The 26,032-nt window shown below is 61.5% G+C and carries 16 protein-coding genes and 3 tRNA genes; 14 read left to right on the top strand and 5 right to left on the bottom strand.

Annotation, left to right across the window (positions count from 1 at the left end):
• Nucleotides 1–77: 77 nt before the first annotated feature.
• The 4 genes from ROI90_RS01500 to ROI90_RS01485 all read right to left on the bottom strand — a co-directional run bounded on the left by ROI90_RS01500 (nt 78) and on the right by ROI90_RS01485 (nt 4,802).
• The gene (locus tag ROI90_RS01500; protein WP_315996568.1) at nt 78–1,538 is read right to left on the bottom strand and encodes a toxin-antitoxin system YwqK family antitoxin; all 1,461 of its coding nucleotides are present in this window, start codon (nt 1,536–1,538) and stop codon (nt 78–80) included.
• A 159-nt stretch (nt 1,539–1,697) separates the two neighbouring features.
• Nucleotides 1,698–2,879, bottom strand: a complete 1,182-nt coding sequence (locus ROI90_RS01495) for an acetyl-CoA C-acyltransferase (protein WP_315996567.1) — start codon at nt 2,877–2,879, stop codon at nt 1,698–1,700.
• 67 nt (nt 2,880–2,946) lie between these two features.
• Nucleotides 2,947–3,903: a hypothetical protein gene (locus tag ROI90_RS01490; RefSeq protein WP_315996566.1), complete on the bottom strand. Its 957-nt coding sequence runs from the start codon at nt 3,901–3,903 to the stop codon at nt 2,947–2,949.
• Nucleotides 3,900–4,802, bottom strand: a complete 903-nt coding sequence (locus ROI90_RS01485; protein ID WP_315996565.1) for a VWA domain-containing protein — start codon at nt 4,800–4,802, stop codon at nt 3,900–3,902. The genes ROI90_RS01490 and ROI90_RS01485 overlap by 4 nt, the downstream gene beginning before the upstream one ends.
• A 273-nt stretch (nt 4,803–5,075) precedes the next feature.
• Between ROI90_RS01485 and ROI90_RS01480 the strand changes: the two genes are divergently transcribed.
• From ROI90_RS01480 to ROI90_RS01465, 4 genes are all read left to right on the top strand, one after another.
• Nucleotides 5,076–5,163, top strand: a tRNA-Ser gene (locus ROI90_RS01480).
• Nucleotides 5,164–5,242: 79 nt separating this feature from the next.
• Nucleotides 5,243–5,316: transfer RNA gene (locus tag ROI90_RS01475), tRNA-Pro, on the top strand.
• A gap of 54 nt (nt 5,317–5,370) precedes the next feature.
• Nucleotides 5,371–5,444, top strand: a tRNA-Arg gene (locus ROI90_RS01470).
• Nucleotides 5,445–5,821: 377 nt separating this feature from the next.
• The gene (locus ROI90_RS01465) at nt 5,822–6,937 is read left to right on the top strand and encodes a glycoside hydrolase family 43 protein (protein ID WP_315996564.1); all 1,116 of its coding nucleotides are present in this window, start codon (nt 5,822–5,824) and stop codon (nt 6,935–6,937) included.
• A 188-nt stretch (nt 6,938–7,125) separates the two neighbouring features.
• Here ROI90_RS01465 and ROI90_RS01460 read toward each other — a convergent pair whose 3' ends face one another.
• Nucleotides 7,126–8,319 (bottom strand): substrate-binding domain-containing protein, encoded by a 1,194-nt coding sequence (locus ROI90_RS01460; protein WP_315996563.1) that lies wholly within the window; start codon nt 8,317–8,319, stop codon nt 7,126–7,128.
• 338 nt (nt 8,320–8,657) lie between these two features.
• Here ROI90_RS01460 and uxuA point away from each other — a divergent pair, with 338 nt between their 5' ends.
• The 10 genes from uxuA to ROI90_RS01410 all read left to right on the top strand — a co-directional run bounded on the left by uxuA (nt 8,658) and on the right by ROI90_RS01410 (nt 25,970).
• A complete protein-coding gene (gene uxuA, locus ROI90_RS01455) occupies nt 8,658–9,908 on the top strand; it encodes a mannonate dehydratase (protein ID WP_315996562.1) in 1,251 nt (416 codons plus the stop codon).
• A 27-nt stretch (nt 9,909–9,935) separates the two neighbouring features.
• A complete protein-coding gene (locus ROI90_RS01450) occupies nt 9,936–12,038 on the top strand; it encodes an alpha-glucuronidase family glycosyl hydrolase (protein WP_315996561.1) in 2,103 nt (700 codons plus the stop codon).
• A 26-nt stretch (nt 12,039–12,064) separates the two neighbouring features.
• Nucleotides 12,065–12,877, top strand: coding sequence for an SDR family NAD(P)-dependent oxidoreductase (locus ROI90_RS01445; RefSeq protein ID WP_315996560.1), 813 nt, complete (start codon nt 12,065–12,067; stop codon nt 12,875–12,877).
• A 55-nt stretch (nt 12,878–12,932) separates the two neighbouring features.
• Nucleotides 12,933–16,091 (top strand): SusC/RagA family TonB-linked outer membrane protein, encoded by a 3,159-nt coding sequence (locus ROI90_RS01440; protein WP_315996559.1) that lies wholly within the window; start codon nt 12,933–12,935, stop codon nt 16,089–16,091.
• Between the two features lie 43 nt (nt 16,092–16,134).
• Complete coding sequence (locus ROI90_RS01435; RefSeq protein ID WP_315996558.1) at nt 16,135–17,901, top strand: RagB/SusD family nutrient uptake outer membrane protein; 1,767 nt, start codon at nt 16,135–16,137, stop codon at nt 17,899–17,901.
• A 92-nt stretch (nt 17,902–17,993) separates the two neighbouring features.
• Nucleotides 17,994–19,985 carry a sialate O-acetylesterase gene (locus tag ROI90_RS01430; protein WP_315996557.1) on the top strand — a complete coding sequence of 664 codons (1,992 nt, stop codon included), beginning with the start codon at nt 17,994–17,996 and terminating at the stop codon, nt 19,983–19,985.
• A 35-nt stretch (nt 19,986–20,020) separates the two neighbouring features.
• On the top strand, nt 20,021–21,559 hold the full coding sequence (locus ROI90_RS01425) for a xylulokinase (RefSeq protein WP_315996556.1): 1,539 nt from the start codon (nt 20,021–20,023) through the stop codon (nt 21,557–21,559).
• Nucleotides 21,537–22,868, top strand: coding sequence for a xylose isomerase (gene xylA, locus ROI90_RS01420; RefSeq protein WP_315996555.1), 1,332 nt, complete (start codon nt 21,537–21,539; stop codon nt 22,866–22,868). The genes ROI90_RS01425 and xylA overlap by 23 nt, the downstream gene beginning before the upstream one ends.
• Nucleotides 22,869–23,141: 273 nt before the next feature.
• A complete protein-coding gene (locus ROI90_RS01415; protein WP_315996554.1) occupies nt 23,142–24,830 on the top strand; it encodes a sodium/sugar symporter in 1,689 nt (562 codons plus the stop codon).
• Nucleotides 24,831–24,872: 42 nt separating this feature from the next.
• A complete protein-coding gene (locus tag ROI90_RS01410) occupies nt 24,873–25,970 on the top strand; it encodes an endo-1,4-beta-xylanase (protein WP_380228946.1) in 1,098 nt (365 codons plus the stop codon).
• The last annotated feature ends 62 nt before the right edge of the window (nt 25,971–26,032 follow it).

Raw genomic sequence — 26,032 nt, 5'->3', positions numbered from 1 at the left:
TCAACTCCACAGTGGCCAACCAAGCCAGCCTAACAACCTGCCCCGCCAGCCCGAACCAGCACAGGTTGCACTGGCGGCTACTTGCGCTTTATCGGGGCCGCGGGTTTGCGGCTGGGCATGGGCCGAACCGCCGGCGCAGGCGCCCCGGCGGGTACTACCTGCCCGTTGCGGAAAGTTTTCTTGTCCTGCACGGTTTTGCCATCCGGCTCGAAATAGCTCCATATCCCGCTTTCCTTGCCGTTGCGGAAAGTGCCGGTCACCTCGGCGGTGCCATCTTCGCGGAGCCGGCGGTAATCACCAGTTTTGAGGCCCTTCAGATACGTGGTTTCCGCCTTTAGCTTGCCCGAGGGGTAAAACTCCTGGCCCAACCCGACGGGTTTGCCGGCCTCGTGCAGCAGCTTGCTTTGCAGCGTGCCAGTGGGGTAATAGGTCAGCTGCTCACCGGCCAGCTTACCGTTCACGTAGGTTTCCTGGGTGGCCACCTGCTTGCCGCCCACATGGAAAGTGCGCCACACGCCGGCCGGTTGCCCGTTCTTGTACTGCTGTTCGCCTTTGGCCATGCCGTCCTCGTAGTACAGCGTGATGCGCCGGTCGCGGCCCTGGTTGCTGTACTCGATTTTCTGCTCCTGCTTACCGCTCTCGTAGAAATCCTGCTGGGTGCCCGTCAGCACACCCTGCCGGTAGGTTTGGGTGCTTTTCAGGGCTCCGCTTTCATAGTAGGATTTGGCCGGACCATCGAGGTTGCTGGTGCCGCCGGCTAGGTTGCGGGCCTGCTTGGTGAGGTCGTCGGCCAGGGGGTTTCTCACGGCCCGGCCTACCAGCGTGGCGGGGGCATAGGTGCCCTCGGTGCGTAGCTTACCCGAGCGGTAGTAGCTGCGGTAGCTACCCTTGCCGCTCTTATCGGCCTGCACATCGGTTTCTACCTGGCCGTTGTCGTAGTAAGTTTTGTACGGCCCGGCCAGCAGGCCTTTGTTGAAGGTGCCCTCACTTTGCAGCTGGCCGTTCTCGTAGTAGGTTTTCACTGGCCCGGTGGCCTGCCCGTTCTGGTAGGTAATTTCGGCCCGGGGCTTGCCCGAGGGGTACAGCTCCCGAATGGTGCCGGCTGGCTGCCCGTTGGTGAGCGTAGTTTCCAGCTTGATTTCCCCATTGGGGTGGAAGTAGCGCAGCAGGCCAGTGGGCTGGTCGTCGGCGTAGGAGCCTTCCTGGGCCAGCTTGCCGTTGTCGTAGTAGGTTTTGAAGGGTCCTTGCCGCACTCCATCCTGGTAGGTTACTTCCAGCCGATGTCCCCCGTTCGGATGAAACTCCACGTACGCCGAATCACGCTTCCCCTCCCGAAAGCTGGTTTGCGACTCTAATTTACCCGAGCGGTAGAACCGCTTGTACGTGCCCTGCATAACCGTATCGGCTCCCACCAGGGCGGAGTAGATTTCGCGCCGCTGGGCGGTGGTAGAATCGTAGTAGGTGGTAAAACGCCGCAGCTTTTGGGCCTGGGCCGAGGCGGCCGACAGCAGGAGCAGGGCAAAAGTCAATCGTTTCATGGGTGCAAGAACGGGGGAAATCAGCAAGTAGTATTCTCCCAGGGTTTCGCCCTGAGATACTCACCCACACAAAAGCCCTGCCGCAACTAGTGCAGCAGGGCTTTTGATTTGATTGTTTGTACAACGAAACAATCAACGAGTAGCCATCAGCAACCGGCCTTACAGCTTCTCCACTACCAGGGAGCTAGCGCCGCCGCCGCCGTTGCAGATGCCGGTTACGCCAATTTTGCCGCCTTCATTTTGCAGCACGTTCAGCAGCGTAGTGACAATGCGGGCTCCGGAGGCACCCAGGGGGTGGCCCAGGCTCACGGCTCCGCCGTACACGTTTACCTTGGTGCCTTCCAGGTTCAGCAACTTGTTGTTGGCCAGGGATACCACCGAGAAAGCCTCGTTGATTTCGTAAAAATCGACTTCCGAAGCATCTACGCCGGCATTTTTCAGGGCCTTCGGAATGGCCAGGGCAGGGGTTGTCGTGAACCACTCGGGTGCCTGCTCAGCATCGGCAAAGCCCCGGATGCGCGCCAGCGGCTTCACGCCCAGCTGCTCGGCCTTTTCGCGGCTCATGAGCAGCACGGCGGCAGCGCCATCGTTGAGGGTAGAGGCGTTGGCCGCCGTTACGGTGCCCTCCTTACCGAAAGCAGGCTTAAGTCCACCAAATTTGGCAAAATCAGCCTTGGTGTACTCTTCGTCGTCGCTGATAACAGTTTCCTTGCCCCGTACCGAAATGGTTACGGGTACAATTTCATCCTTTTTTTTGCCGGCCTGGGCTGCGGCGGCGCTCCGCTCGTAGCTTTGCTGGGCAAACTGGTCCTGCTCCTCACGGGTGATGCCGTAATGCGTGGCCGTGCGGTCGGCGGCTACGCCCATAGCGAAGTCGTGGTACGGGTCCCAGAGGCCGTCCTTCATCAGGCCGTCAATCATCTGGCCGTGGCCGTATTTGGCTCCGAAACGAGCTTTATCAAGGTAGTAGGGCACATTCGACATGCTTTCCATGCCGCCCGCCAGTACCACCTCGGCCTGGCCCAGCATAATGGCCTGGGCCCCGAACATGATGGCCTTGGTGCCCGAAGCACACACTTTATTTACGGTAGTGCACTCTACGGTATCAGGCAAGCCGGCCTTTTTAGCCGCCTGCCGGGCCGGGGCCTGGCCCAGGTTGGCCGAAATAACGTTGCCCATAATCACCTGCTCTACTTCCTTGGCCTCAACGCCGGCCTTGTCCAGGGCCCCCTTCAAGGCAATGGCACCTAGCTCAACGGCCGTTAACGACGCGAGGCTACCCCCGAACGACCCGATGGGCGTGCGTACGGCGGCTACAATAACAACTTCTTTGATTTGCATGATGGGGTTGGGTGGGAATGAGTGAAATCAGGGTTAAAGGTAGCAAGGTTTGGGCTGATGGTGCCGTTTACCAGCCTGGCCGGCCTTTGGTGGCGGGTTTGGTGGCTTTACGGGGCAGTTGCTGAATGTATTGCTGCTCCGAGGCGTGCAGAGCCTCCAGCAACTGCCGCGCCTGGCCGGGGCTAAGGTTCATTTGCTCTAGGCGGGCCTGCTGGGTCTGTAAGTTGGCCTCGGCGTTGGTGGCGGTTTCCGTGCCACCGCGCCGGCTGCTGCTTCCCAATCCTTCGAAGTTGGCTTCCTGGCTGCTCAGGCCCCGCACATTACCCGGAGAGTTGCCCAAAGCCACGTTACGCTCCGCGCCCGCACCCGGCCGGAACCCCCCACTCGCCGCAGCGCCCGGCTGGTTAGAAGGCTGATTCGGGTCGGATTGTCCGGCGGTGCTAGGCCGGGCTTGGGCTGCGGCGGTGGAAGTCGGGCGCTCTTCATCTACTTGGCCGGGTTTATCGGTGTCGGCCTTGGCTCCGGGGCCGAATGAGTTCTGTGGCTGATTGCCGGGCCCGCCATCGGTGCCCGGTGGCGGCGGGGTAGCGGGTTGGGCCATCATCGTGCGGAGCAGCTCATAGTTATAGCGGGCCGCCGCGTTGGCTGGGTCTGCCAGCAGGGCCTGTCGGCAAAGGCCAATAGCTTGGGCATAGTCGGCTTTGCGGGCGGCAATAATGGCCAGTTGCTGAAACGCCACGCTTCGCATGGAGCCCGCTGGGCTAGTGCTCAAGCGGCTGTAGTATCCACGCGCCTCGGCCGGCCGACCAGCCCGTAGCGTTGCGTGCGCAAGGTTCAGCCACACGGCTTCGTCTGGGTTTTTCAGGGTGTTGGCGGCTTGTTTATAGGCTGCCGCCGCGACGCTCCACTCTTGGCGGGCGTAAGCCGTGGCTCCCCGCTGCAGGGCCGCGTTGTGGTTGTAGATGCGCGTAAGGCCGCCAAAAGCGCTCAGCAGCACAACGCCTGCCAGTACCACACTTTTCATGGTCGAATCACTTTTACGGTCAGCACAATATCCAGGGCAATCAAAACGAGGGCCAGCAGCAAGGGGTAACGGTAGCGGTTATCAGCCACCGACACCGTCCGCACCTGTTGCATCAGGCCTTCCACGCGGTTCAGCGCATTCAGTAATAAGGCAAACTCGTTGCGCTGATCCGATAACTCAAAATACTGCCCGCCGGTTTGTTCGGCCAGCTGACGCAAAGGAGCCGCTACCAGCTTGGTCACAGCTTCCCGGCCCCGGGCGTCGCGCACGTACCCGCGCCCCCCCGTCTGCGGAATCCGGCTGCCCTCAGCGGTGCCCACACCCACCGTAAACACCCGCGCCCCGGAGCGAGCCAGCACCCGCACGGTTGGCTCCAGGTTCTCGCCAAAATCTTCCCCGTCCGTTACCAGCACCAGGGCCGTGGCCCGGGGTGGGGTAATGGTGCTGGTATCGGTAGCGTTGCCCAATCGGGCCAAGGCCAGTTCCAGGGGCGGCACAAGGTCGGTGCTGCCGGGAGGCACCAGGGAGGTTTGCAGGGTACTGGTGAAGAGCTGCAGTGCGGCCTGGTCGTAGGTGAGCGGGCACTGCACGTAAGCCTCTCCGGCAAATACGATGAGGCCCAGCCGGTCGGCCGGAAACCGGCTAATGAGCGTGGCTAGTTCTGATTTCACCTTTTGCAGGCGGGAAGGCGCTACATCCGGGGCGTCCATGGAGCGCGACAAATCAACCAGCAGCCACACATCCTTCCCGGCGGTGCGCACGGGAGTTTGCGTAAGGCCGTAAGCCGGACCCCAGAGGGCCACGCCAAGCAGTCCCACGTACAGCACCCGCAACAGCAGCTTCCAGGCCAGTGGCCACCCGGTCTGGCCCAGCGGAGCCGCCAAACGGCGGGTGCGCAAACCGAAGCCGAGGTACAATAGAAAAAAAAGTAGCGCTGCCAGGGCCTCAAACCAGGTAGGCTGGTAAGCCCAACTTAACACGAGGGTAACTTCTTCATGATCAAAATACAACCCGCTTTTCGTGGGGCAGGTGGTAGTGTGCCCCCAGGCACACTACCACCTGCCAAGCGTGATTTGGGCTGGCAAGATGAGAGATATTTTTTTACTGAAAAGGTTTGTTTCTCCATTCTCCTTGTATATTTGCACACCTTTCAGCCGGAAAGTATGCCACCTGGAGAGGTGGGTGAGTGGCTTAAACCAGTAGTTTGCTAAACTGCCGAAGATCTAAAGTTTTCCGGGGGTTCGAATCCCCCCCTCTCCGCATGTATTGTTCTGAAGTATAGATGATGAGTTGTGAAGCAGCTATTCATAGCCCCACATTCATACTTCAGAAATTTTTTCGGGGTGTAGCGTAGCCCGGTATCGCGCCTGCTTTGGGAGCAGGAGGCCGCAGGTTCGAATCCTGCCACCCCGACGTTGCACAAGAAGCCGTTTGCCCACCTCTTGGGTGGACGGCTTTTGTGTTTTTGACCCCGTAGCTCAGCTGGATAGAGCAGCTGCCTTCTAAGCAGCCGGTCATGTGTTCGAATCACATCGGGGCCACTTTCAGGATCAACCACTTGGCACACGCGCTGAGTGGTTTTTTTGTGTCTGGTGCCTACCCCCTGAGCCCATAATTGTCGTTTTGCTGTTGGCGGTTTTCTGGCCTTGGCGCAAAATGGGCAGGAGTAGCGCCGGGGCTGTTAGAATAGCCTCCTACCACAATCGTTTACAGAGATTATTTTCGGAGGAAGGCTGGGTAGGTGCTAGCAGGCCGGTACGGGAGAGCATATATTTGGTGCCATCAGGGCCACTTTAGTACGCACATTAAGCCGCTGCCGGCTACCGGTTGCGAGGCCCACCATACATCCGTACTGCTTCTGAGTTCCACCGCCGCTCCGGGCGGCTTGCTGCCTGCTAACCCTTAAATTTCCCGCCCCTTGTTACTCCACAAATCCATCGTTTCTGCCTCCTTGGCTGTGGCCGTATTGCCCGTGGCCCTGTTTAGCGCCTGCCAGAACAAAACCGCTGAAACAGAAACTGCCGCTACCACTACCGCCGCGCCGGCCGCCGATTCCACCGGTAGCAAGTATCTGGCCCAGCCGCTCATCAAGGATATTTACACCGCGGACCCCTCGGCTCACGTCTTCAACGGCAAAATCTACATCTACCCCTCCCATGATATTGAGACGGAGATGCCGGAGAATGACAACGGTGACCATTTCGCCATGCGCGACTACCACATCCTGTCGATGGACAGCATTGGCGGCAAGGTAACCGACCACGGCGTGGCCCTCGATACCAAGGATATTCCCTGGGCCGGCCGCCAGCTCTGGGCCCCGGACGCGGCCTATAAAAACGGTACGTACTACCTGTATTTCCCGCTCAAGGATAAGCAGGATGTGTTCCGCATTGGGGTAGCCACCAGCAAGTCGCCCACTGGTCCGTTCAAGGCCCAGCCCCAACCCATGGCGGGTAGCCTGAGCATCGACCCGGCCGTGTTTACCGACACTGACGGCAAAACCTACATGTACATGGGGGGCATCTGGGGCGGGCAGCTGCAACGGTGGCGCACCGGCCAGTACGACGCCAGCAACCCTAAAATGCAGGAGCCCGGGCCTAAGGAAACGGCCCTGGGGCCTAAGATGGCCCGCCTCACGGACGATATGCTACGCTTAGCGGAGCCCGTGAAGGAAGTGCAGATTCTGGGGCAGGATGGCAAGCCCTTTCTCTCCGGTGACAACACCCACCGCTTCTTCGAGGGCGGCTGGCTACACAAATACAACGGGAAGTACTACTTCTCCTACTCCACCGGCGACACCCACCTGCTGGTGTACGCCACCGGCACTTCGCCCTATGGCCCCTTCACCTACCAGGGCGTCATCATGAACCCGGTAGAAGGCTGGACCACTCACCACTCCATTGTGGAGGTAGGAGGTAAGTGGTACATCTTCTACCACGATACCCAACTGTCGGGCAAAACCTGGCTGCGCAACGTGAAGGTAACCGAGCTCAAGCGCACTCCCGACGGCCGTATTGAAACCATCAATCCATAGTACAGAGGCTATACCTTCTGCGCAATTAATGAAGCGGGCCTGCCGGTCCGGCGGCTGAAAGCCGTCGGGCCGGTTGTCATTTGGGGCATCCGCACGATGGCGCAACACCATCAGCTTACGGCAGGCGGACCGACGGCTTGCCGCCAAGCGGGCGCGCTGTCCCCGAAGCCGTTGCGCCTGCCGAAAAATCAAATATCCAGCTTAAAAAACTCTGATTTCTGCTTCTCGCTTTTGGCCTTTAAAGAGGATTGGCGGATAACTAGGTCACCGGTGATGACGAAGGTGCGGGGCTGGAAAGCTTCTTTCTGCTGCACCTGCTCCAAGAATAACCGGGCCGCTTGCTGCCCGATGCGGTAGGGGTGGAGGTTCACGGTGGTCAGGCCGGGCTCAATCATGGAGGCCATAAACTCGTCGCCAAACCCAACCACGGCCACGTCCTCGGGCACCCGGATGTGGCGAGCTTTCAGGGCCACCAGCAAATCGAAGGCATTGGTATAATTGACGGCAAAAATAGCGTCGGGCGGCTCGGGCAGGGCCAGCCAGGCATCCAGGGCCTCCACCGCCGACTCGGGCCGGAAGTTGATGTGGGCGCGCAGCTCATTGCGTAGGGGCAAGCCATGCTTGAGGAGGGCACTACGGTAACCCGCCAGCCGGTTCTGGCTGATGAGTAATCCCTCGGGGCCGGCCAGAATGGCAATGTGGCGCGCACCCTGCTCAATGAGGTGTTCAGTTACATTGAAGGCTCCGTTCCAGTCGTCGAGAATTACCTTAGCCGAATCCACCTCGTTGCATACCCTATCAAAGTGCACAATGGGAATACCGCGCGTGGCGGCCGGTTTTACGTGGTCGAAATTCTCCGTCTCGCGCGAGTGGCAGATCAGCAGCCCATCTACGCGGCTCCCGATGAGGGCCTGCACATTGCTGACTTCGATGTCGTAGGATTCTTTTGACTGGCAGATCATCACGCGGTAGCCGGCCTCGCCCACTACCTGCTGAATGCCGCTGACGGCGGTAGCAAAAAACGGCCGCTCAATATCCGGAATTACCACCCCAATGGTCTTGGTCTCGCTGCTTTTTAGGCTCTGGGCCAGCAGGTTGGGCTGGTAATCAAGCTGCCGCGCCACTTCCATAATGGCCCGACGGGTGTTGATGTTGATATCGGAATGGCCGTTGAGCGCCCTTGATACCGTGGAGGGGGCCACGCCCAACTCCCGGGCCACGTCGCTGATAGTAGTTTGCCGGCGCTTTTTCTCCGGCACCACCACGCCTTTATCATCGGTGAAGTGGTAGTTGCAGGCCTTGCAGTGGTAGCGCTGCCGCCCCCGAATGAAGCCCGCGCGCATCACCGAATCGGCCAAGTGGCATTTGGTGCATTTGATCATAACCAGGAATTGAATTATTCCAAAGGTGAGTACATCCTCGCTAAAACCCAAAGACCAGGGTGTTTTTCGTGTTACAGGATAATCTACGGAAAATATTTTGCTGATGCACCGAATATCAATACCTACCGGAAACGTTTTCGAAAACGTTTCCGGTATTTTTTCTTCTAATGCAATGATTTGAAGGCCTTTTTCGGCTTCCACCTATCGGAGAGGTTGTGCTATCTTCGGGAGTAAGTACTTGCTAACTGCCAACAGGCAATAGGCAGCGAAAACGTCGAGCTGCCTGATGGTGTCGGCTATATAATTGAATTTTTTTAATCCAAACTCCTGCGTTTGCCATGCTGCACACCATGCGCTGGTTCGGGCCCCACGACCCGGTTTCGCTTCACTCCATTCGCCAGGCCGGCTGCGCCGGCGTGGTTACGGCCTTGCACCAGCTGCCCGTGGGCGCGGTGTGGCCCCAGGAGGAAATCCGGGCGCGGCAGCAGCTGATTGAGGCCGACAACGCGCAGTACGCGCCTTTGCACTGGGCCGTGGTGGAAAGCCTGCCGGTGCACGAGGACATCAAGAAGGGCCGTCCCGAGCGGGCGCAGCACATTGCCAACTATAAGGAGTCGGTGCGCAATTTGGCCGCCTGCGGCATCCGCACGGTGTGCTACAACTTTATGCCGGTACTGGACTGGTCACGCACCAACCTGAGCTACCAAATGCCCGACGGCTCCAAGGCTCTGCGCTTCGTGTGGCAGGATTTCGCAGTATTTGACTTGTGCATCCTGCGCCGCCCCGGCGCGGAGGCCGATTACGAAGCCGAGGTAGCCGCCGCTGCCCGCGCTCAGTTTGCGGCTATGTCGGCGGAAGAAGTGGCCGGCCTCACCAATAATGTGCTGTTGGGGCTGCCCGGCTCGGAGGAAACCTTTAAGCTGGCCGATTTTCAGCGGGTGCTGGACGAGTACGCCACCGTGAATGCCGCCGCGCTGCGCGAGAACCTTTACCACTTCCTGCGGGAGGTGGGGCCGGTAGCCGAGGAAGTGGGCGTTAACCTGTGTATTCACCCCGACGACCCGCCGTTTCCGCTGCTGGGCCTGCCCCGCATTGTGAGCACCGAGGCCGACCTGTTGGGGTTGCTGCAGGCCTACGACTCGCCCGCCAACGGCCTCACGTACTGTACCGGCTCCCTAGGCGTGCGCCCCGATAACGACCTGGCCGGCATTGTGCGGCGGCTGGGCCACCGCATCCACTTTGTGCATCTGCGGGCCACCAAGCGCGAGGAAAACCCGCGCAACTTCCACGAGGCCGACCACCTGACCGGCGACGTGGACATGTACGCCGTGGTGCAGGCCCTGGTGCAGGAAGAGCTGCGCCGCGCCGCCAGTGGCGCGGGCAATGCCAACCTGCCTATGCGCCCCGACCACGGCCACCAGATGCTCGACGACCTGGAAAAGCGCACCTACCCCGGCTACTCTGCCATCGGGCGGCTGCGGGGGCTGGCCGAGCTGCGGGGCCTAGAGCTGGGCATCCGCCGGGCTCTGGCCGAAACGCCGCCCGTGGCCGCCGACTACCGGGATATGACCGCCACTCGCTTCGTTTAACCGCTCCGCTTTCTGCCTCTTCCACCCATGCTGCTTCGGTCTTTTCTTCTGCTCCTGTTGGTTATCGGTTTCCAAACCGCGGCGCGGGCCGATGATGGCTACCGCCTGTGGCTGAAGTACGACCAGCTGCCGGAAGCAGGACTGCGCAAGGCGTGGCTGACGCGGGCTAAGAGTATCAACGTTGATAAAAATGGGGGACCCACCCTGCAAACCGCCGCCCAGGAGCTGCAACTCGGGCTGCAGGGTTTGCTGGGACGCCCGGTGCCGTTAGGGGCGGCACCGGGCGGCAAGGGTTCCATTCGTCTGCGGGTGGCCGCCGTGCCCGAGCTGGGCCGGGAAGGCTACCGCATCAGCAGCCAGAACGGTGGGCTGGAAATTACCGCTGCTACTGAGGTAGGCGTACTCTACGGCTGCTTTACCCTGCTGCGGCAGGTGCAAACCGGCCAGCTGCCCGGTCAGCTCAACCTTAGCAGCCAGCCCCGCATTCAGTACCGCATGCTCAACCACTGGGACAACCCCAATGGCACCGTGGAAAGGGGCTACGCCGGTTCTAGTATCTGGAAGTGGCTGGAGCTGCCCGAGCGTATTGACCCCCGTTACAAGGATTACGCCCGCGCTAACGCCTCCATCGGCCTCAATGGCGTGGTGCTGAATAACGTGAATGCCTCGGCCCGCTACCTCACGCCCGAGTACCTGCGCAAAGTAGCGGCCGTAGCCGGTGTGCTACGGCCGTACGGCCAGCGGGTGTACCTCTCGGTGCTGTGGGCCGCGCCCAAGGTAATCGGAGGCCTGAAAACCTCCGACCCGCTCGACCCGCAGGTGCAAGCCTGGTGGAAAGCCCGCACCGACGAAATCTATAAGGCTATTCCCGACTTCGGCGGCTTTCTGGTGAAGGCTAACTCCGAGGGTGAGCCCGGCCCCCAGGACTACGGCCGCAACCACGCCGACGGGGCCAACATGCTAGCCCGGGCTTTGGGTGAGCACGACGGCATTGTGATGTGGCGCGCCTTCGTGTACAAAGCCGGCAGCGGTGACCGGTTTCGGCAGGCCTACGAGGAGTTCCAGCCGCTGGATGGCAAGTTTGCCGACAAGGTGCTGGTGCAGGTAAAAAACGGTCCGATTGACTTCCAGGCCCGGGAGCCATTTCACCCGCTGTTCGGAGCCATGCCGCGCACCCCGCTGGTGCTGGAAGTGCAGCTCACCCAGGAGTACCTGGGCTTCGCCACTCACCTCGTGTACCTGGGGCCGCTTATTAAGGAGTGTCTGGAAGCCGATACGCACAGCCAGGGCCCCGGCTCTACGGTGGCGAAAGTGGTGGATGGCTCCCTCGAAAAACATAGCATCAGCGGCATTGCGGGCGTGGCCAACATCGGCTCCGACCGCAACTGGACCGGCCACCTCGTAGGGCAGGCCAACTGGTACGCCTTCGGGCGGCTGGCCTGGGACCACACCCTGCGCTCCGAGGATATTGCCCAGGAGTGGGCGCGCATGACCCTCACCCGGGAGCCCGTTGCGCTGGCCGCCGTGCTGCCGGTGCTTAATCAGTCGCGCAGCATTTACGTGCGCTATACCACGCCGCTGGGTTTGCACCACATCATGGGCCAGGATATTCACTACGGACCGGAGCCCTGGCTTGCCCGTAGCGCCCGCCCCGACTGGACGGCCGTGTACTACCACAAGGCCGATGCCGCTGGTCTGGGTTTCGACCGCACTGCCGCCGGCTCCGATGCCCTGGCGCTGTACGCGCCCGGCGCGCGGCAGCGCTGGGCCAACCCCGCCACCTGCCCGCCCGATTATCTGCTCTGGTTTCATCATGTGGGCTGGGGGCAGCAGCTGAGCACCGGCCGCACCCTCTGGGATGAGTTGACTACCCGCTACTATACCGGCACCGACTCGGTGCAGTGGATGCAGCAGCAGTGGGAGCAGGCCAAGCCGGCCCTCGACCCCGCTTTGCACGCCGACGTGGCCGCCCGCCTGCGCATTCAGCACCACGAGGCCCTGTGGTGGCGCGACGCCTGCGTGCTCTACTTCCAGACGTTTGCCCGGCGTCCGTTGCCGCCCGGGCTGGCCCCGCCCACCCGCACCCTCCCCGAAATCAAAACTCTGGTGGATATCTACCAGCTCCGCTAATCCTCTGCCGCTTTTCCGCTTTCCGCATGGCTTCTCCTGATTCGCTTCTTCCCGCTGCTCACCCGCAGACTGCTCCGGCTTCGGCCAACCCGTTTTCCCTGGCCGGCAAGCTGGCCCTGGTAACGGGCGGCGGCACCGGCATCGGCCTCGAAATTGCCCGCTGCCTGAGCGTGGCCGGCGCTGCGGTGGTCATCACCGGCCGCCGCGAGGCCGTGCTGCAGGAGGCCGTGGCCGACCTCGGTAACTCGGTGCACTACCTCACCAACGACGTGGGCGACCTGGCCGGGCTGGAGGAGTTGGTAGCCCACATCGAAACCACCTTTGGGCCGCTGGATATTCTGGTGAACAACGCCGGTATCAATATGAAGAAACCGGCGCTGGAAGTGACGGATGAGGATTTCAGTCGCATCCTGCACACCAACCTGAACGCCGTATTCGCCCTCACCCGCGCCTGCGCCCGGCGCATGGTGGCCCGCAAAAGCGGCGTGATTCTGATGATTTCCTCCATGGCCGCCTATTATGGCATTGATCGGGTGGTGGCCTACGCCGCGTCCAAGTCGGCGGTGGAGGGGATGGTGAAGGTGCTGGCCTCGGAGTTTTCCAAGGACAACGTGCGCATCAACGCCATTGCTCCCGGCTTCATTGAAACGGAGATGAGCCGCACCGCCATGAACTCCGACCCCGAGCGCCGCGACCGGGCCATGCGCCGCACGCCCATGGGCCGGTTCGGCCAGCCCCAGGACATTGGCCACGCCGCCGTGTTCCTGGCCTCCGAGGCCGCCCGTTATATCACCGGGGCCTCCCTGCCCGTGGATGGCGGCAACTCCATTGGTTTTTAGTGCCCGCTCTAACCGGGCTACCTGCATACTTCCCACAGTTTAATTCCCACAGTCCATGTACACACCACTACGCAAAACGGCCCTGGGCCTGAGCTGGCCGCTGCTTGCGGCCGTAGGATTTCCCCTTGCCACGTCGGTGCTGCCGGCGGGCAGTGCATTTGCCCAAACGGGGCAAACCGTTTCCGGTAAAATTACCAGTCAGGAATCCGGGGAAGGACTGCCGGGCGTGACGATTGTGCAGAAGGGCACTACCAATGGCGTTTCGACGGGGGCTGACGGCAGCTTTACGCTGACCGCCCCCCAGGGCAGCGTGCTGGTAATTAGCGCCATTGGCTTTAACAGCCAGGAGCTGACGGTGACGGGCAGCACCCTCAACGCGCGTCTGAGCACCAACACTACCGCCCTGAACGAGGTGCAGGTGGTGGGGTACGGGGTGCAGAAGAAAAGCCAGGTAACCGGGGCCATTTCCTCGGTGAATGAGCAGGCCCTGCGCGACGTGCCGGTGGCCAACATCGGGCAGGCCCTGCAGGGCCGCGCGGCGGGCGTGAACATCAGCAGCGCCAACACCACGCCTGGGCAGGCCCCGGTTATTCGCATCCGGGGCAACCGCTCCTTCGCCGGCTCCAACGACCCGCTGCTGGTAGTGGATGGTGTGCCCTTCGACGGCAGCCTGAATGACCTGAACCCCGACGATATCACTTCGCTGGAAGTGCTGAAAGATGCTTCCTCAACGGCCATTTACGGGGCGCGTGGCGCCAACGGCGTTATCCTTATCACCACCAAGCGCGGTAAGGCCGGTGCCCCCCGCGCCACGTACAGCGCCTATTACGGTGTGAAGAAAGCATACGGCCAGTACGACCTGCAGAACGGCCAGGAGTACTTCAACTTCCGCTCGGAGGCCTACCGGGCCGCCGGCCTGGACCCGAATACGGCCGCCGGCTTCCTCACCGACGACGAAAAGGCCAACCTCGCCGCCGGCCGCGACTTCGATTATCAGGACCTGCTGTACCAAAACGGCCGCATCCAGAACCACGCGCTGGGCCTGAGCGGCGGTACCGAGCAAACCCAGTACTCGGCCTCGCTGGGCTACTACGATGAAACCGCCATTGTGCCGGTGCAAGGCATTAAGCGCTACTCCTTGCGCGGCACCCTCGACCAGCAGGTGGGCAAGCGGGTGAAAGTGGGCCTGAACACGCTCAATACCTTCACCCAGCAGAAAGACCCGGGCCTGAACAATATGTACAACATATTGACCTCCAGTCCGCTGGCTACGCCCTACAACGCCGACGGTACGCCCAAGCTGTACCCGGTGGATGGTGAAACCGCCTACGCCAACCCACTGACCAACTACATCCCCAACGGCCGCCTGGACCAGCGCCGGCGCATCCGCACGTTCAACAGCCTGTATGCGCAGGTGAACCTGCTCAAGGGCCTGGACTACCGCTTCAATCTGGGGCTGGATGCCCGCGCCGAGTTCAACGAGAATTTCGGTGCCAATGGTACTACCATCCGTGGCAACCAGCAAAGCGCGGCGGGGCGCTCCACCAATACTGCCTTCAACCTGCTGGCCGAAAACCTGCTGCTCTACAACCGCACGTTTGCCGAAAAGCACGACGTGAACTTTACCGGCCTCTACAGCTGGCAGGGCTTCCGCAACGACGGCTTCGGCACTGGTGCGCAGAACCTGCTGGCCAACTACCAGCTGGCCTCCAACCTGGGCACTGGCACCCCCACCTCGGCCACCAGCTTCGAGGGCCGTTGGGATATTATTTCCTACATGGGCCGCCTGAACTACGCCTACGACAACCGCTACTCCATCACGGCTACGGTGCGCGTGGATGGCTCCTCGCGCCTGTCGAGCAACATTTACCGGGCTTTCCCCTCGGCGGCCGTGGCCTGGAACTTGGCCAATGAGTCGTTTATGCAAAGCCAGAGCTGGATCAGCGGCCTGAAGTTGCGCGCCAGCTATGGCCGCACCGGCAGCACCGCCGTGAACCCCTACCAGACGCTGGGCTCCCTAGGCACCGGCCTAGGCAACGGCTACTATAACTTTGGTGCTACCGGCGTGGCAGGTGTGCGCCCGGCCAGCATCCCGAACCCCAATCTGGGCTGGGAATACACCGGCACCACCAACTTCGGCCTCGATTTCGGATTCTTCGACAACCGCGTGAGCGGCTCGGTGGAGGTGTACCAGCAGCGCACCAACGACCTGCTGCTGCCCGACGCGCTGCCCACGTCCAGCGGCTACGGCTCGTTCACGCGCAACATTGGCAAAACCCAGAACCGCGGCCTGGAAATAAGCCTGACCACGGTGAACGTGCGCACGGCAAGCGGCTTCGAGTGGTCGTCGGACTGGAACTTTACCCGCAACCGCGAGGAGGTGCTGGACCTGGGGCTGGGCAAGGATGAAAATGGCAACCAGCGCAGCGACATCAGCAACCAGCGCTTTATCGGCCAGCCCCTCTACGTATTTTACGACTATAAGTACGACGGCATCTGGCAAGCCGATGAGGCTGCTGGCGCTACCAAAGCCGGTACCAAAGTCGGGCAGGTAAAGATTCAGGACCTGAACGGCAACGGCCTGGTAGACGCCGGCGACCGGCAGATCATTGGTTCGCGCCAGCCTAAGTTTGAGGCCGGTACCACGCAGCGCTTCCGCTTCAAGGGCTTCGACCTGAACGCCGTGGCTCTGACCCGGGTGGGCGCCACCATCATCGACCCCGTGCTCTACTCGCCTGGCTACTTCACTACCTACAGCGGCCGCCGCAACCAAGTGAACCTGCCGTACTGGACGCCCGCTACGCCCACCAACCGCTACCCGCAGCCCAACCAGAGCTACTTTGGTGATTTTGTGCCCAACGCGCAGTCGTTGGCCTACCTGAGCGGCACCTTCATCAAGGTGCGCAGTATCGACCTGGGCTACACCCTGCCGAAAGGCCTCGTGAGCCGGGCCAAGATGAGCACGGCCCGCATTTACGTGCAGGTGCAGAACCCGCTGATCTGGTCGCCGGAAGAGTATTTCAAAAATAACAAGGCCATCGACCCCGACGCCCTGTCGTACTCCACGCGCTTCAGCGGCAGCACCTCCGTCAACAACGGCATTGCCTTCGCCGAAGGCGACCTGAACAGCGGTGTGAACAACGGCCTGGCCGGCCGGGGCGTGAACTACCCCACCACCCGCGCCTTCGTCGTGGGCGTCAACGTGGGCTTCTAATTTCTTCCCTCAACTTTTCCGGCGCTCCGGCGCCTCTTTTCCTATGAAAAAGATACTATTTACCGGCACGGCCCTGGCGTTGCTCCTGGCGGCTACCGGTTGCGATAAGGACACCCTGGTGGAAGAGCCCCGCTCGGTACTGGTGCCCAGCTTCTTTGGTACCCCCGACGGCATTCAGGCCGGCCTGGTGGGCGTGTACTCGGGTCTGCGCAACATCACCGCCGACCAGGGCGGCTCGAACTTCATGTCGCAGGGTACCGATGAGTTCATGCGCGGCTTCGGGGCCTCCAACGGCTTTGAGGACTACAACGCGGGCGAGATGAGCTCCACCAACGGCACGGCTACCAACCTCTGGAACGCCTTCTATGGCAACATCAACACGGCCAATGGCGTGTTGCAGTACGCCGGCACGGTGCAGGGATTAGCTCCCGCCGCCGTGAACCAGATTGTGGCCGAAACCAAGGTGCTGCGCGCTTGGAACTACTTCTACCTGGTGCAGTCGTTCGGTGATGTGCCGCTGATGCTCAAGTTTGTAGATACGCCCACCAAGGACATTGCGCGGGCCCCGCTGGCTGAGGTGTACAGCGCCATTATTACGGACCTGAACGACGCCCTGAACCCCACTACCGGCATTGCCAATACGGCGGCCCAGCCCGGCCGCGTGACGCGCGCCACGGCCCTGCACCTGCTGGCCAAAGTGCACCTGACCCGCGCCACCTCCACGGCCCGCGCCGCCGACGACTACGCCAAGGCCGCCCAGTTTGCCGAGGAGCTGATTAGGGATGCCTCCAAGTACGGCAAAGGTTTGGAAGCCGACCCGGCCCAGGTATTCGCCGAAGGCAATGAAAACGGCAAGGAAGTGCTGATGAACGTGCAGTTCAACGCCGACCCCGTGTTCACGGGCATTTCCGACAACGGGGCTGGTGGGGCCGGCCAGAACCAGACCAACTTCCTGTTCCGCGTCCGCTACGACCTGCTGCCGAACATGACCCGCAGCATCCAGTACGGCCGCCCCTTCGGCCGTCTGGGCTCCACGCCCTACCTGCTCGACTCTTACAAGCTGGCCTCGGAAACTAACCCGCGTCAGTGGCGCACTACTGATACCCGCTACGCCAAGTGGTTTTCCACACTGTGGCTGGTAAACTCGCCCGGTGGCAACGGCGGCACGGCTTTCAACCCCCGCGCCGTGGTGGGCGACACCGCCGCCTGGTACGCCGGCCGCGAGCTGACGGCCGCTGAGCAGGCGCGCATCAATACCCGCCCCAATGGCCGCTACGTGGTGGGCACGCCCAGTACCTACACCACCAACTTCTCGCCCTACATCAACAAGTACGACGACGCCACCCGCCCAGCCCTCAACAACAGCTCCGACCGACCGCTGATTTTCTACCGCCTGTCGGAAACCTACCTCATTGCGGCCGAGGCCAATATGTACCTGGGCCGCACTACCGAGGCTGTTAACCAGCTCAACATCATTCGCCGCCGGGCCGCAGCATCAGGCCGCACCGCCCAGATGGAAATTACGGCCGCGCAGCTGAACATCGACTTCATTTTGGAAGAGCGCACCCGCGAGCTGTGCGGCGAGTTTACGCGCTGGTATGACCTAGTACGCACCGGCAAGCTGGTGGAGCGCGTAAAGCTTTACGTGCCGGCTTATGTGGGCTCTAAACCCTCGCCCATTCCCGGCGGCACCGACCAATACGGCTCCAACGCGGCCCGTAACATCCAGTCTTTCCACGTGCTGCGGCCCATTCCACAGCAGGAAATTGACCGCACCAGCGGCAAAATCACCCAGAACACCGGCTACTAGATCCGGCTCGGACGGGGCCTCTTTCCGCTCGGGAGAGAGGCCCCCAGGCCGTTCTGCGGTGTTCCTTCGTCTTACCTGATTCCTACCCTCCAATGCACCACCCGTTCCCGCTTACCACATTGTTCCGTTCCGCGCTGCTGACGACCGGCCTGCTGGCTGCCGTCAATGGTGCCACGGCCCAGGTGCGCCTGCCGCGCCTGGTAAGCAGCGGCATGGTGCTCCAGCGCGACGCCGAGGTGCGCGTGTGGGGCTGGGCCAAGCCGGCCGAAGCCGTTACGGTAAGCTTCAGGGGTAAGACATACCGCACCACCACCGGCCCCAATGGCCAGTGGCAGGTGCAATTGCCCGCGCTGAAAGCCGGCGGCCCCCATACTATGAGCATCAAGGCCAGTAACCAGCTGGAGCTGACCGATATTCTGGTGGGGGACGTGTGGCTGCTCTCGGGCCAGTCGAACATGGAAACGCCCATGAGCCGCCTGCGCGACAAATACCCGGCCGTTATTGCCCAGGCTGCCAACCCCCGTATTCGGCAGTTTGAGGTGCCCATGAGCTACGCCTTCCAGAAGCCCCGCGCCGACGTAACGGGCGGCAAGTGGATTGCCGCCGACCCGCAAACAGTGCTGCAGTTCTCGGGGGTGGGCTACTTCTTCGCCAAGGAAATCAACGCCAAATACCAAGTGCCGGTGGGTCTGATCAAGGACGCCGTGGGCGGCTCTCCGGCCGAAGCCTGGCTGAGCGCGGAAGCCTTGCGCCAGTTCCCCACTTACGAGCAGCAGGGCGCGAAATACAAGGACAGCCTGCTGGTGGCCAGCACCAAGCAGCGCGAAAGTGCCGCCGTAGCCAACTGGTACAAGCAGCTCTACCAAACCGACCAGGGCGAAGCCCGGGGCCAGCAAAAATGGTCGGCCCCCGGCTACGACGCCAGTGTCTGGGCCACCATGAACGTGCCCGGCTACTGGGCCGGCCAGACGCCCCTCGGCCCCGTGAACGGCGTGGTGTGGTTCCGCAAGGAAGTGGAGGTGCCGGCCGCTATGGTGGGGCAACCGGCCCGGCTGGAGCTGGGCACGTTGGTGGATGCCGACTCTACCTACATCAACGGGCAGTTGGTGGGCACTACCGGCTATCAGTATCCGCCCCGCAAGTACGAGGTGAAACCGGGCGTGCTGAAGGCGGGCAAGAACGTCATTACGGTGCGCCTGATCAGCAACGGCGGGCGCGGCGGCTTTACGCTGGATAAGAACTACCAGCTCACGGCCGGCGGCCAGACCCTGGATTTGCGCGGGCCTTGGCAGTACAAGCTGGGCGCTACCATGCCGCCCACGCCCGGCACCACCACCTTTCAGTACCAGCCCGGCGGCCTGTTCAACGGCATGATTGCGCCCGTGCTGCCTTACGCCATCAAGGGCGTGCTCTGGTACCAGGGCGAAAGCAACACCGGCCGCCCCCAGGACTACCAGGCCCTCATGACCAGCCTGATTGCCGATTGGCGCATTCACTTCCAGCAACCCAAGCTGCCCTTCCTGTATGTGCAGCTGGCCAACTTCATGGCCACAAAGCCGGAGCCCGGCGAGAGTGGCTGGGCCGCCGTGCGCGACGCCCAGCGCCGCACTTTGGCTGTGCCCCACACCGGCATGGCCGTAATTACCGACGCCGGCGAGTGGAACGACATTCACCCCCTGAATAAACAGACGCCCGGCCACCGCCTAGCCCTGGCCGCCCAGAAAGTAGCCTACGGTGATGCCAAAGTGGTTTCCTCGGGTCCGCTGTACCAGGAAATGCAGGTGGCTGGCCACAAAGCCACGCTCAGCTTCGGCAGTATCGGGGGCGGCTTGGTAGCTAAGGGCGGCGGCCCGCTCAAGGGCTTCGCCGTGGCCGGCCCCGATAAGAAATTCGTGTGGGCCGAGGCCCGGATTGAGGGCAAGAAAGTGGTGGTCTGGAGTGATAAGGTGCCCGTGCCCGCCGTGGTGCGCTACGCCTGGGCCGACAACCCCGAAGGAGCCAACCTTTACAACCAGGAAGGCCTGCCCGCCTCGCCTTTCTCCACCGAGCCCGACCCGGCCGCCGGGGCTACCGGCCGCCGGTAAGCCTGCCCCGATTCACAACCGCTACTTTCCCGAACATGCAATACCTTCTCGGCTACGACATCGGTAGCTCTTCCATCAAAGCCTCTTTGCTCGACGCGGCCACCGGCCGCTGCGTGGCGGCGGCTACCACGCCCACCACCGAAATGGGCATGGACGTGCCCCAGCCGGGCTGGGCCGAGCAGCGCCCCGAGCGGTGGTGGCAGGAAATCATCAATGCTACCCGCCAGCTCCAGGCTACCTACGGTTTTGAGGGCGCACAGGTGGCCGCCATCGGCATCACCTACCAGATGCACGGCTTGGTGCTCATCGATGCCCAGGGCCAGGTGCTGCGCCCGGCCATCATCTGGTGCGACAGCCGGGCGGTGGAGCTGGGCAACCAGGCCTTTGCCGACCTGGGCGAAGCGCACTGCCTGGAGCATTTCCTGAACTCGCCCGGCAACTTCACGGCCTCCAAGCTCAAGTGGGTGCAGGAGAACGAGCCGGCGGTATACGCCCGGATCCACAAAATCCAGCTGCCCGGCGACTACATTGCCTTCAAGCTGACCGGTGAGTTCCAGACTACCGTGTCGGGGCTGTCGGAGGGCGTGTTCTGGGACTTCAAGAACCAGGCTCTGGCCCAGGAGCTGCTCGACTACTACGGCATCAGCCCCGAATTGCTGCCCGAGGTGGTGGACACGTTTTCGGTGCAGGGCCGTCTGAGCGAGGACGCGGCCCGCACGCTGGGCCTAGCGGCCGGTACGCCCGTGAGCTACCGCGCCGGCGACCAGCCCAACAACGCCTTTTCCCTGAACGTGTTGCAGCCCGGCGAAATAGCCGCCACGGCTGGTACCTCGGGCGTCATCTACGGCATAACTGAGGCTCCGGCGTCCGATGCTCAGTCGCGGGTGAATGCCTTTGTGCACGTGAACAACACGGAGCAGCAGCCCCGCAACGGCGTGCTCATGTGCATGAACGGCACCGGTATCCTCAACAGCTGGCTGCGGCGCATGGTGGGTGAGATACCCTACGACGAAATGAACCGGCTGGCCGCCGAAGCCCCGGTAGGAGCGGAGGGGCTGGTGTTCCTGCCCTTCGGTAACGGGGCCGAGCGGATTCTGGCCAACCAGCCCGCCGAGGCCGCCCTGCTGGGCCTCAACCTGAACGTGCATTCCCGCGCCCACCTGCTGCGCGCCGCCCAGGAGGGCATCGTGTTTGCCCTCATGTACGGCCTGGGCATCATGCGCGACATGGGCGTGGCGGTGCACACCGTGCGCGCCGGTAACGCCAATATGTTCCTGAGCCCCGTCTTCCGCGAAGCCTTCGTGAATACCGGCAACCTCACCCTGGAACTCTACAACACCGACGCGGCCCAGGGCGCGGCCCGCGGGGCGGGCGTGGGCGCGGGCATCTACGCCTCGGTGGCTGAAGCCTTCGGCGGGCTCGAATGCCTGCTCACCGAAAAGCCCGATCCGGCTTTGCAGCCGCAGTACGAGGCCGCCTATGCCCGCTGGCAGCAGGCCCTCCGGCACCAACTCAACGCATCTTCTTCTTCATCCTCAAGCATCCCGACTCATGTCACGCAACACGCTTTCTAAGACCGAATTCTTCACCGGCATCAGCCCCATTCAGTACGAAGGGCGCGAGTCGGATAACCCGCTGGCGTTTAAGTGGTACGACAAAAACCGCGTGGTAGCCGGCAAAACCATGGAGGAGCATCTGCGCTTCGCCGTGTCGTACTGGCACACCTTCACCGGCACCGGTGGCGACCCATTCGGCCCCGGCACCAAGCAGTTTGCCTGGGACGCACAAGGCGACATTCTGGGCCGCGCCCAGGACAAGATGGACGCCGCTTTCGAGTTCTTCACCAAGCTGGGTACGCCTTACTACTGCTTCCACGACATCGACCTGGTGGACGAAGGCAATTCCCTGAATGAGTACGAGCGTAACCTGCGCGCCATTGTGGAGTACGCCAAGCAGCACCAACAGGAAAGCGGCGTGAAGCTGCTCTGGGGCACGGCCAACGTGTTTTCGAACCCGCGCTACATGAACGGCGCCAGCACTAACCCCGACTTCCAGGTATTGGCCCACGCCGGCACCCAGGTGCTGAACGCCATTGACGCCACCATTGCCCTCAGCGGCGAAAACTACGTGTTCTGGGGTGGCCGGGAAGGCTACATGACCCTGCTCAATACCAACATGAAGCGCGAGCTGGAGCACATGGGCCGCTTCCTGACCATGGCCCGCGACTACGCCCGCAAGCAGGGCTTCACGGGCAAATTCTTCATCGAGCCCAAGCCCGCCGAGCCCACCAAGCACCAGTATGACTTCGACGCGGCCACCGTCATCGGCTTCCTGAAAGAGTATGGCCTGCAGGACGACTTCATGCTGAACCTGGAAGTAAACCACGCCACCCTGGCCGGCCACACCTTCCAGCACGAGCTGCAGGTAGCCGCCGATGCCAATATGCTGGGCTCCATGGACGCCAACCGTGGCGACTACCAGAACGGCTGGGATACCGACCAGTTCCCCAACAACCTCAACGAGCTGACCGAGTCGATGCTCATCATTCTGGAGCACGGCGGCATTCAGCCCGGGGGTATCAACTTCGACGCCAAAACCCGCCGCAACTCCACCGACCTGGAGGACATCTTCATTGCCCACATTGCCGGCATGGACACCTTCGCCCGCGCCCTGGTAACGGCCGATAACATCCTGGAGAAATCCAGCTACCGCAAGTTCCGCACCGAGCGTTACGCTTCGTTTGATGCCGGGGCCGGAGCCGCTTTCGAGAAGGGCCAGCTCACCCTGGAAGACCTGCGCCGCCTGGCCCACGAAGCCGGTGAACCGACCATGCGCAGCGGTAAGCAGGAGTGGCTGGAGGCCATCATCAATCAGTACATCTAGTCCAGTTGCCAGTTGTTGGTTGTTAGTTATTGGTTGTCAGGTGCTGATTGTGTGTATTCGGCTGAACTAACAACTGACAACCAGCAACCGACAACCAAATACTAAACAAACCCGGCTGGCCTTTTACAAAAGGGTGTGGGAACCCTGAGGGGGAAGGCCGGCCGGGAATGTTTTGCGGGTGACGTTGCCGGAATACCAGCATTGCGGTACCTTGAGGGCAGCTTTTTCCCTGTTTCCTAGTTTGCGGCCTTCTGGCCCGTCTGTTCATCGTTCATGCAACACCAACTCGCGACTCTCGACTACGTCGTTTTTTTCATCTACTTCCTGATCGTCTCGGGCTACGGTATCTGGATTTACCGGCGCAAAACCGGCCACGACGGCAGCATGGACGGTGATTCCAAGGATTACTTCCTGGCCGAAGGGTCGCTGACGTGGTGGGCCATTGGCTCCTCGCTGATTGCCTCCAACATCTCGGCCGAACAGTTCGTGGGTATGTCGGGCTCCGGCTTCAAGATGGGTCTGGCCATTGCTACCTACGAGTGGATGGCCGCCCTCACGCTCATTATTGTGGCCGTGTTCTTTATACCGGTGTACCTGAAGAATAAAATCTTCACGATGCCCCAGTTTCTGCACCAGCGCTACAATGGCACAGTGGCCATGATTATGGCCATTTTCTGGCTGGCCCTGTACGTGGTAGTAAACCTGACCTCCATTCTTTACCTCGGAGCCATTGCCATCAGCAGCATTGCCGGCCTCAACCTGGAGTTTTGCCTCTACGCGCTGGCTTTCTTCGCGGTGATTATCACGCTGGGCGGTATGAAGGTAATCGGCTTCACCGACGTAATTCAGGTATTCTTCCTGATTCTGGGCGGTTTGGCCACCACCTACCTGGCCCTGAACCTGGTGGCTGACCACTACGGCCAATCGGGCGTGCTGGCGGGCTTCAACCTGATGACTGAGCAGGCCGGGGACCATTTCCAGATGATTTTCAAGCGCGACAACGAGAACTACATGGACTTGCCCGGCCTCACGGTACTGCTCGGTGGTATGTGGATTGTGAACCTGAACTACTGGGGCTGCAACCAGTACATTACCCAGCGCGCCCTCGGTGCCGATTTGCCCACCGCCCGCGGTGGTCTGCTGTTTGCCGCTTTCCTCAAACTACTGATGCCCATCATCGTGGTGTTGCCCGGCATTGCGGCCTTCGTGCTCTTCAAAGCTGATGTATTTGGGGCTGCTGAGTTCGGCTCAGGTGCCGACCTGAACCCCGACCGCGCCTACCCCGTGCTGCTCAACATTCTGCCGGTGGGCCTGAAAGGCTTGTCGTTTGCCGCCCTCACGGCGGCTGTGGTGGCTTCGCTGGCTGGTAAGGCCAACTCCATTGCCACCATCTTCACCCTGGACATCTACAAGAAAGTGCTCAACCCCGAGGCTTCGGAAAAGAAGCTGGTGACCGTGGGCAAAATTGCCGTGGTAGTGGCCATGATACTCGGCGTGTTGATTGCGCCCCACTTGGGCATCGACAAGAAAGGCGGTTTCCAGTACATTCAGGAGTACACGGGCTTTGTGTCGCCGGGTATCTTTGCCATGTTTATTCTGGGCTTCTTCTGGAAGAAAACGACTTCCACGGCGGCCCTGTTCGCCACCATTGGCGGCTTCCTGCTGTCGGTGCTGTTCAAATTCCTGCCCACCTTCGCCGACCTCTCCTTCCTGGCGCCCTTCGGGTTTGCCGTGCCCAATGCGGCCGGTGTGTACGAAATTCCCTTCCTCGACCGGATGGGCTTCGTATTCATCATCTGCATTGTGGTGATGGTGCTGATTAGTCTGTTTGAAACCAGCCGGGGCGTGAAAACCAACGGGCTGGAAGTAGACCGGAGCATGTTCAAAACTACCCGCGGCTTTGCCATCGGGGCCATGACCATCATGGTTCTGCTTACCGCGCTGTATACCATTTACTGGTAGTCGGCAGGGGCTAAGCCCGCAGGGTTACCTAACCCTACCCACGTGAAAACTCTCTTTGCTTTCCGGCACAGACTGGCTACGGCCAGTCTGCTGCTGGCGGGCTTTGCTGTGCTCAGTAGCCAGCAGACCCCTGCGCCCAAAAAAGGCCTCAAGGACTACTACAAAGCTTATTTTCCGGTGGGTGTGGCCGTGGGCCGAGCCCAGCTGCAGGGCCCCGAGGCCGAGCTAATCAAGCAGCAGTTCAACAGCATTACGCCGGAAAACGCCATGAAAATGGGCCCGATTCATCCGGAAGAGGACCGCTACTTCTGGACTGATGCCGATGCCATTGTCAACTTTGCTCAGGCCAACAAGCTGCGGGTGCGGGGCCATAACCTGCTTTGGCACGAGCAAACGCCCAAGTGGCTGTTCAAAAACGCCGACGGCTCCCGCGTGAGCAAGGAAGTACTGCTCAAGCGCCTGCACGACCATATTTCTGCGGTGGTGAAGCGCTACCAGGGTAAGGTGTACGCCTGGGACGTGGTGAACGAAGCCATTGCCGACAATCCCCAGGAGTTCCTGCGCAACTCGGAGTGGTACCAGATCTGCGGCGACGAGTTCATTGCCAAGGCTTTCGAGTACGCCCACGAGGCCGACCCCAAAGCCCAGTTATTCTATAACGACTACAACACCGAGCGGCCCGAAAAACGGGAGCGGGTGTACAAACTGCTCAAGCAGCTGAAAGACGCCAAAGTACCCGTGCACGGGGTGGGGCTGCAGGGCCACTGGTCGTTGCAGGAGCCGACCGAACCGGAGTTGCGCGCCGCCCTCGACCAGTACGCCTCTCTGGGCCTGAAAGTGCAGATTACTGAACTGGACGTGTCCATCTACCCCTGGGAAAAGGACCGCCGCGCCAAGCGCCCAGGCGAGTCGGATGCCTACACGCCGGAGCTGGCCCGGCAGCAGGCGGCTCAGTACAAGATGTTTTTCCGGGTGTTCCGCGACTACAAAAGTGTGCTGACCGGCGTCACCTTCTGGAACGTGTCGGACAAGTACTCCTGGCTGGATACCTACCCCGTGGCCGGCCGCAAAAACTACCCCCTGCTCTTCGACCAGAACCAGCAGCCCAAACAGGCTTTCTGGGAAGTCGTGCAGTTCTAGTCGCCTGCCTACTTTGCTGTGAAGACCATTTGGAGGCCGTAGAGACGCAATATTTTGCGTCT

The organism is Hymenobacter endophyticus, from assembly GCF_032464715.1.
GTDB lineage: Bacteria > Bacteroidota > Bacteroidia > Cytophagales > Hymenobacteraceae > Hymenobacter > Hymenobacter endophyticus.
The sequence above is the reverse complement of the archived record's forward strand: the minus strand, read 5'-3'. Positions and strand labels throughout refer to the sequence as shown.

What these genes read in the sequence shown, in the direction of transcription:
- ROI90_RS01500 (WP_315996568.1), bottom strand. Translation starts at nt 1,538, where the DNA reads ATGAAACGATTGACTTTTGCCCTGCTCCTGCTGTCGGCCGCCTCGGCC.
- ROI90_RS01495 (WP_315996567.1), bottom strand. Translation starts at nt 2,879, where the DNA reads ATGCAAATCAAAGAAGTTGTTATTGTAGCCGCCGTACGCACGCCCATC.
- ROI90_RS01490 (WP_315996566.1), bottom strand. Translation starts at nt 3,903, where the DNA reads ATGAAAAGTGTGGTACTGGCAGGCGTTGTGCTGCTGAGCGCTTTTGGC.
- ROI90_RS01460 (WP_315996563.1), bottom strand. Translation starts at nt 8,319, where the DNA reads ATGATCAAATGCACCAAATGCCACTTGGCCGATTCGGTGATGCGCGCG.
- uxuA (WP_315996562.1), top strand. Translation starts at nt 8,658, where the DNA reads ATGCTGCACACCATGCGCTGGTTCGGGCCCCACGACCCGGTTTCGCTT.
- ROI90_RS01450 (WP_315996561.1), top strand. Translation starts at nt 9,936, where the DNA reads ATGCTGCTTCGGTCTTTTCTTCTGCTCCTGTTGGTTATCGGTTTCCAA.
- ROI90_RS01445 (WP_315996560.1), top strand. Translation starts at nt 12,065, where the DNA reads ATGGCTTCTCCTGATTCGCTTCTTCCCGCTGCTCACCCGCAGACTGCT.
- ROI90_RS01440 (WP_315996559.1), top strand. Translation starts at nt 12,933, where the DNA reads ATGTACACACCACTACGCAAAACGGCCCTGGGCCTGAGCTGGCCGCTG.
- ROI90_RS01435 (WP_315996558.1), top strand. Translation starts at nt 16,135, where the DNA reads ATGAAAAAGATACTATTTACCGGCACGGCCCTGGCGTTGCTCCTGGCG.
- ROI90_RS01430 (WP_315996557.1), top strand. Translation starts at nt 17,994, where the DNA reads ATGCACCACCCGTTCCCGCTTACCACATTGTTCCGTTCCGCGCTGCTG.
- ROI90_RS01425 (WP_315996556.1), top strand. Translation starts at nt 20,021, where the DNA reads ATGCAATACCTTCTCGGCTACGACATCGGTAGCTCTTCCATCAAAGCC.
- xylA (WP_315996555.1), top strand. Translation starts at nt 21,537, where the DNA reads ATGTCACGCAACACGCTTTCTAAGACCGAATTCTTCACCGGCATCAGC.
- ROI90_RS01415 (WP_315996554.1), top strand. Translation starts at nt 23,142, where the DNA reads ATGCAACACCAACTCGCGACTCTCGACTACGTCGTTTTTTTCATCTAC.